Here is a 6,397-nt window from a genome sequence, read left to right on the forward strand (position 1 = left end):
GTTTATAACCTCCTATTCATTTTCTTCCCTACTCACAATGATTCTTGTGCCCTCAACCGCGATGACCTTTATCGCAGAATCTTTTGGGATGAAACTTCCATCTGTGACGACATCGACCCGTTCTCCTTCAATCTGCGCTGTGCCTGCCGGACGGAGCAGGGTCAGGGCTTTTCCTGTTTTCCCGAGATAGTGTTTATAATCTGTTTTGGGTGCTACGAAGCCTTCTTCGGTTCTCTGCTTTTCCCCCAAAGTTACCTTACGCCAGAGTTTTTTCAGCCGACCCGTTTTATACCCAATATAGATCAGCAGCCCTGCCATAATAAGTATGATCAGAAGATACACGACGCCCTCGGCGAACGAATCAGCCACTAAAAATACTCCACCGATCATCATCAAAAGCCCGATGATCCCTGAGACGCCAAAGCCTGGAATAATGAATATTTCCAGAATAACCAGAATGATTCCTACAATAATCAGGGAAAGAGAAATCCCGACAAAAACATCCAAATTCACATCCCCTTTCTTCACTTATTTTAGCATAATTTTACTTTTTGGGCTATTCCTTCTTCGTACTGTCACGTTAGATTCATGACTTCATTTGTAAAGACAATCGTTCTTCTAAACCTTACAATATCCGGCAATGATTAAATTCACCTTAGAGCTTATCCGATAACCTAAGATTCATTCTGCATATTAATGATCTGCATTAATCATTTGTCTGCATTAATCATATCTTAAGCTTACTGCTTATAATAATAGTCAGAGGTGATATAAATGCCTGATTTATTAAAATATCTTCTATATTCCATTTTTGCTTTAGGAATGATTTTCCTGGCAGTAATAGTTTCTTGGGTCTTTTTGCTTCTCCTGGGCATCGGGATTTCCACCCGCGTCATCTATCAGAAATTTTTCAGCAAGAAGAAAAAGACCATACTCGGGGCGAATGCCTTTCGCCAAGGGACGCGGAATAAAACTGCCAATGGCAGTCAGCGGGAATATATGACTGTGATTGATGCGGATAATACAGAGAACGAATATCGGATACCGAAGATATAACAACTTTAAGGAAACAGTGTAAAGGAAGAAGCCGATTAGCAGTTTAGATAAAAAGCTCTATGTCCGCTTCCAGGGCATCCTGCAGATAATCTTTCGCTGTCATGATTTTGACATCCGGAATCATTTCTTCAAGTGTAAAACCCATGATCTCAAGGGAAAGCTTGCATATGTAAAAGCTTACCCCCTTTTTTTGCGCTCCTTTCAGAAAAGCGGAAAGATTTGGTGCGTCCTGGTCTTCCATCATTTGTTTCAGCATGGCTTTTCCAATGCCAGCCATATTCATCCGAGAAAGCGGCAGGTCTTCCGGACCTTTCGGTGCCGTCATTCCTAACATTTTTTCATAAACTGTTTTGTCTTCCAAAGACATCTTCTCCGGATCGCGTATCAGGCACAGACCCCAAAAAGCGAAAAAGATACTGACTTTCATGTTGAGCTCGCGGGCCGAATTAGCCAGAATCAAGGCAGCCATCGCCTTGTCATAATCCCCGCTGAACAAAATCAGGCTGAGTTTCTTCTCTTTTTCCATGATAAGCACCACCATTTCTTAGATGTATGTTTTTATTGTCGGTAATGGTTCTTATCTTTATGCAGGCTTGACTGTCTTAGCTGTACATTTTCAAATATCGTCTTCTGTCTTTGGCAATTTCCTGCAATGCTTCCAGCAGCCTGCCAACTTCGTGAGGTTCATTGTATAAACCAAAACTGACTCTGACCATCCCGGGTCTATTTTCCGGAAGATGATCTGCAACTGCGCTTAAGATGGCTGGTTCGACTTTCATCAGCTTTTGGACGTAAGGATGTGCGCAGAAACACCCGCTCCTGACAGAAATTCCGGCTTCTCCGGCTAGTATATCCGCCAGTTTCTCATGATAAATGCCCTTCATATTAAAGGGGACAATCCCGACCCGTTCCTGACTTTGATCTTCTGCACAATATATGTCGATACAGTCTATTTTCTTTAATCCCTGAATCAGTTGAGATGTCAGGGTTTTTTCATGCTTGTACACATTTCGCATCCCGATTGCGCTCAGGGTTTTTATACTTGCGGCCAAGGCCAGCACGCCCATTAAGTTGGGCGTTCCGGCCTCATCTTTGGAAGGAGGATCATTCCAGATTACAAAATCACGGGTTACAGCTTTGACTGTTCCTCCGCCCTGATAATCGGGGCTTCCCTTCAGGAAAAAGTCTTTGGGGCCAATCAGAACGCCGGTCCCAAAAGGCGCATACATCTTATGTGCGGAGAAAACAAGAAAATCGATATGTTTGCTGGAAGCGGAGGGCTTCGTATCAAACGGCTGATGAGGAAGCAGCTGTGATCCGTCAACCATGACCTTTGCACCATATTTATGAGCCCATTCAGCAATTCGATGTACGGGATTGACATAACCTGTTACATTTGAAGCTCCGGCTACAGTTACCAGCTTGACCCGGCCTTTATATTTTTCCAGCTTTTCAATAAAATCGTTAAAGATTAGCCTTCCACATTCATCCACCTCAATATAATCGACCTCATACTTTTCCCGCCAGGGCAGGTCATTGGAATGATGCTCCATGGAAGTTGAAAGGATAACACTTTTTATGTATGGATCCACGTCCTGTGACAGCCTGAAGGCCACTTTATTGATAGCCTCTGTGGCATTCTTAACAAAGATCACCACATCCCTTTTGTGGTCTGCACCCACAAAATCCATCACTGTTTTCCTGGCACTTTCATATTTTTCCGAAGACAATTTGGACTTGTAGCCGGACCCCCTGTGAATTGACGAATAATACGGTGCAAAACTGCTGATTTCCTGGAGCACTGAAACAAAAGGCGGCGTCGTTGCTGCATTATCAAAATTGATTCCCCTGCAGTTTTTACCGTTTTTGAGCTCAACCTCCGCATCAATTCCGACAACCAGTTTACCATAATTCATTTTGGTAATAGCAATACTCATTTTCCTCTCCCCTATAACATAATAATCCCCTCATAGTTTATTGACCAAGGGAAAATTTGTTACTTCATTACGCGCAAACTCATTTTATATTCATGAATCAGCGTCGAGAACTGCTCATTATTGGCTTCCTGAGCCACTAGAACACCGCTTTTTCTTAGTAATCTTTGATGAACTTCTTCCCGGTTGACTAAGAATTGGAGCACTTTCTTTAGCGAAGTGTCCTCAGTCAGTGTGAGATGCCGCAGGTACAGTCTCTTCGCCCTGATTTCCGCTTCTTCATCGATTTTGAGCATCTCATTAATATCCGTACTTTTCTCAACATATTCCATATTCCAGGACTCCTGCCCGGAATTGGCAAGCGGCAAATCAGCAAGGCCAAGCTTTCTGACTACAGCTGCAATGATCTCCATATGCGCAAGCTCTTCCGAAGCAATCATACCCAAAAGATCACGAATATATGGATTGATCACATGCAGGCGCTGATACATATGACGTGTAAAAGCAGTAAATTCCCCGTCTTTCCCGCCGATATGTTCCAATAAGGTCCAGGCCAGCTTCTCATTTTTCTGCTCAACATAAACCGGATATAGTAAACGTTTCTGGTAACTAAACATCCCAATTCCTCCTGACGGCCATGGCAAATCATTCTTTAGCTTATTATATTGAAGATCCTTTCAACCGGTTCCGACCCATGCATTTTAAAAAGCCCTCACTTTTGTTCCCGTCGAGCATGTATCGGATGTATGCATATCTGGCCTCGTTGTATTCCTGAAATATTCTCCTGGCTTTCTCAGGAGCATGGTAGACCTTCCAGTAACCGGTCAGCAGAGGTTTTTTATCGGGGAAATAGATAAAATCTGCCACATCGTCCAGTGGGAAGCCCAGAAATAGTCCGATTTCGTGAGGGAAAGGCCCAATGATCCATTTTTGTTTTAAAGTCCGGATTGCCGTATCCTGATCCGTCTCCCCACAATAATCCAGTGATCTTAAGAAATGCTGGTTCTCAGGGATTTGAAGTATTGAAGATAATCTGTCTGCTGCATAAAATAATACGCTGACAGAAGCTTTATTCCTGACAATTTCCTGAACCATCACATAGGGGTAAAGCCTATCTTTGATTTGATCCCAGGCCTCCAGCGCATCTTTTTTGATGGCAGTGGTAAATGTAAGCAGCTCAGCCGGCTTGGATGCGATAAGCAGCGGTGCAAGATGATAGGTGATATTATCGAGCAGATATTGCCGAGTCTCCTGTTTTTTTCTTTGGCTGGTGTAAGTCGCAATGAAGTCCTGCATATCATCCTCCAAAAACAAATTTTCAATGGTACTAAATTTATTTTCCTAAATGCCAGAACGGATTATACAAAAAACCTGTTTCCTTATTTTTGTAAGGAAACAGGTTTTTTTCATATTGTTATTATATTTTCATACTGTGTTTGATCGCTTACTTTCTTCTTTCTTCATTTGAGCGCGAGTTTGTCCATCGCGGCCTGCATGATTTCAGCATCTCTGACTCTTAGAACGACCTGGGCCTGCTCGTTTTCCTTTTCCACAAAACCATACATATATTCAACGTTCACACCCTCGGCAACAAGCTTGTTCAGTTGTCCAGCCAGACCTCCCGGACTGTCGGGAACTTTTAGCACCCAGACCCGGGTGATCTTGACGACACAATTGCGCTCCCGGAGTTTCTCCGCAACTTCTTCCGGGTTCTCCACGATAATCCTGAGTACACCGTAATCTTTGGTGTCAGCAAGGGACAGCGCGCGGATATTGACTTGAAGGTCAGCTAAAGTATTCAGTGCGTCTGCCAGACGGCCCTGGGCATTTTCCAGAAAAATTGACAGTTGTAACATATGTTTTTCCCCCTTTATTTTTTTCATTTAGGAGAATTTAGCTTAATTGTTTTTCCTTGCGTTTATCAATTACACGCTTCGCTTTTCCTTCGCTGCGCGGGATACTCTTCGGCTCGACAAGACGCACCCTGGCCGCAATATTAAGGATCTCATGTATTTTAGTTTGAAGCCTTTGCTGGAGCTCTTCGAGTTCCCGGATCTCATCGTTGAAGCTTGCCGCATTCACCTCAATCTGCACTTCGAGGGTATCGAGATTACCCTCACGGTCCACAACAATCAGATAATGCGGTTCGATTCCGCCTACCGACAGGATCGCTTCTTCAATCTGGCTTGGGAAGACGTTGACACCGCGAATAATCAGCATATCATCGACTCTGGCCGACACTCTCTTCATCGTCCAGCCGGTGTGGCCGCAGGTACAGCTTCCATAGGTGATGCTGGTAATATCTTTCGTTCTATAGCGAAGTCCGGGGAAACCCATTTTGTTAAAGCTGGTAAGAACAAGTTCTCCTGTTTCTCCTTCTGGCAGAACATTTCCGTCTTTATCGAGAATTTCAGGGTAGAAGTTCTCATCGATATGCAGCCCTTCGCCCTTCAGGCACTCCAAAGAAACGCCGGGTCCCATCGTTTCACTCAATCCATAGATATCGAGCGCCCGAATACCAAGTCTGGCTTCAATCTCTGTCCTCATCTGTTCTGTCCAGGGCTCAGCGCCAAATATCCCGACCCTCAGCTTCAGGTCTTCTTTGGTCATACCCTCTTCCCCCAGACTGTCTGCCAGATAAAGTGCGTACGACGGAGTACAGCAAAGAACCGTACTTCCAAAGTCACGCATCAGCATCAGCTGACGCTGGGTGTTGCCGCCGGAGATCGGAATGACTAAAGCCCCAAGTTCTTCACATCCGTAATGCAGTCCCATACCGCCGGTAAACAAGCCATAGCCATAAGCGACCTGTACAACGTCGTTGGACGTAATGCCAGCCCTTCTGAGACCGTTGGCCACAATTTTGGCCCATAACTGAATATCTTCACGGGTATACCCTACAACGGTCGGTTTTCCCGTTGTCCCTGAGGAAGCATGGATTCTGACCATCTTTTCCAATGGCTCGGCAAATAATCCGAAAGGATAATTCTGGCGTAACGCTTCTTTATCCGTCAATGGTATCTTCCGAAAATCCTCCAGGGATTTGACATCACCGGGATAATAGATACCCACCTCAGCCAGTTTTTTCTTGTAGTAGGGAGCTTTTAAGACCTGTTCAACGGTCTTTCTTAAATGAAGTAACAACTCATTCTGAGTCATCCTACCATCCTCCTGCCTCAAACTTATTTTGAACGCTAACTGTTAACAATAGGTATATTATATATCAAGATAATCCATATTTGAATCTGTATTTTGAAATAGCGCTTTAATAAAAAATTGTACCTCAATTGACTTTGTAAATGCAACCTATACATTACTGGGTGATTGCATTTAAATCTTCAAACAGGATAGTGGCATTAAGTCTTACAATCGAAAGTCTCCTTTTTCTTCACTCCCCCATGGGGGAG

At 43.9% G+C, this 6,397-nt stretch carries 8 protein-coding genes; 1 reads left to right on the forward strand and 7 read right to left on the reverse strand.

All coding sequences use genetic code 11. The features are described 5' to 3' along the window. Positions 1–12 precede the first annotated feature (12 nt). Complete coding sequence (locus OKX56_RS07220; RefSeq protein WP_242871519.1) at positions 13–513, reverse strand: NfeD family protein; 501 nt, start codon at positions 511–513, stop codon at positions 13–15. Positions 514–774: 261 nt separating this feature from the next. Here OKX56_RS07220 and OKX56_RS07225 point away from each other — a divergent pair, with 261 nt between their 5' ends. Then, the gene (locus tag OKX56_RS07225) at positions 775–1,056 is read left to right on the forward strand and encodes a hypothetical protein (protein WP_019226640.1); all 282 of its coding nucleotides are present in this window, start codon (positions 775–777) and stop codon (positions 1,054–1,056) included. Positions 1,057–1,099: 43 nt separating this feature from the next. Here OKX56_RS07225 and OKX56_RS07230 read toward each other — a convergent pair whose 3' ends face one another. The 6 genes from OKX56_RS07230 to OKX56_RS07255 all read right to left on the reverse strand — a co-directional run bounded on the left by OKX56_RS07230 (position 1,100) and on the right by OKX56_RS07255 (position 6,149). After that, a complete protein-coding gene (locus tag OKX56_RS07230) occupies positions 1,100–1,582 on the reverse strand; it encodes a DsrE/DsrF/DrsH-like family protein (protein WP_019226639.1) in 483 nt (160 codons plus the stop codon). 76 nt (positions 1,583–1,658) lie between these two features. Further along, positions 1,659–2,993 (reverse strand): aminotransferase class V-fold PLP-dependent enzyme, encoded by a 1,335-nt coding sequence (locus OKX56_RS07235; RefSeq protein ID WP_019226638.1) that lies wholly within the window; start codon positions 2,991–2,993, stop codon positions 1,659–1,661. Between the two features lie 59 nt (positions 2,994–3,052). Beyond that, positions 3,053–3,607, reverse strand: a complete 555-nt coding sequence (locus tag OKX56_RS07240) for a manganese catalase family protein (RefSeq protein WP_019226637.1) — start codon at positions 3,605–3,607, stop codon at positions 3,053–3,055. Between the two features lie 43 nt (positions 3,608–3,650). Continuing rightward, positions 3,651–4,286 (reverse strand): DUF3793 family protein, encoded by a 636-nt coding sequence (locus OKX56_RS07245; protein ID WP_019226636.1) that lies wholly within the window; start codon positions 4,284–4,286, stop codon positions 3,651–3,653. Between the two features lie 164 nt (positions 4,287–4,450). Beyond that, positions 4,451–4,846 (reverse strand): ACT domain-containing protein, encoded by a 396-nt coding sequence (locus OKX56_RS07250; RefSeq protein ID WP_019226635.1) that lies wholly within the window; start codon positions 4,844–4,846, stop codon positions 4,451–4,453. A gap of 37 nt (positions 4,847–4,883) precedes the next feature. Next, the gene (locus tag OKX56_RS07255) at positions 4,884–6,149 is read right to left on the reverse strand and encodes a phenylacetate--CoA ligase family protein (RefSeq protein ID WP_019226634.1); all 1,266 of its coding nucleotides are present in this window, start codon (positions 6,147–6,149) and stop codon (positions 4,884–4,886) included. Positions 6,150–6,397 lie beyond the last annotated feature (248 nt).

The organism is Dehalobacter sp. (assembly GCF_030063005.1).
Classification (GTDB): domain Bacteria; phylum Bacillota; class Desulfitobacteriia; order Desulfitobacteriales; family Syntrophobotulaceae; genus Dehalobacter; species Dehalobacter restrictus.

Bases quoted from the DNA above. Each gene is read 5' to 3' on its own strand.
- OKX56_RS07225 (WP_019226640.1), top strand. From the start codon at position 775: ATGCCTGATTTATTAAAATATCTTCTATATTCCATTTTTGCTTTAGGA.
- OKX56_RS07230 (WP_019226639.1), bottom strand. From the start codon at position 1,582: ATGGAAAAAGAGAAGAAACTCAGCCTGATTTTGTTCAGCGGGGATTAT.
- OKX56_RS07235 (WP_019226638.1), bottom strand. From the start codon at position 2,993: ATGAGTATTGCTATTACCAAAATGAATTATGGTAAACTGGTTGTCGGA.
- OKX56_RS07240 (WP_019226637.1), bottom strand. From the start codon at position 3,607: ATGTTTAGTTACCAGAAACGTTTACTATATCCGGTTTATGTTGAGCAG.
- OKX56_RS07245 (WP_019226636.1), bottom strand. From the start codon at position 4,286: ATGCAGGACTTCATTGCGACTTACACCAGCCAAAGAAAAAAACAGGAG.
- OKX56_RS07250 (WP_019226635.1), bottom strand. From the start codon at position 4,846: ATGTTACAACTGTCAATTTTTCTGGAAAATGCCCAGGGCCGTCTGGCA.
- OKX56_RS07255 (WP_019226634.1), bottom strand. From the start codon at position 6,149: ATGACTCAGAATGAGTTGTTACTTCATTTAAGAAAGACCGTTGAACAG.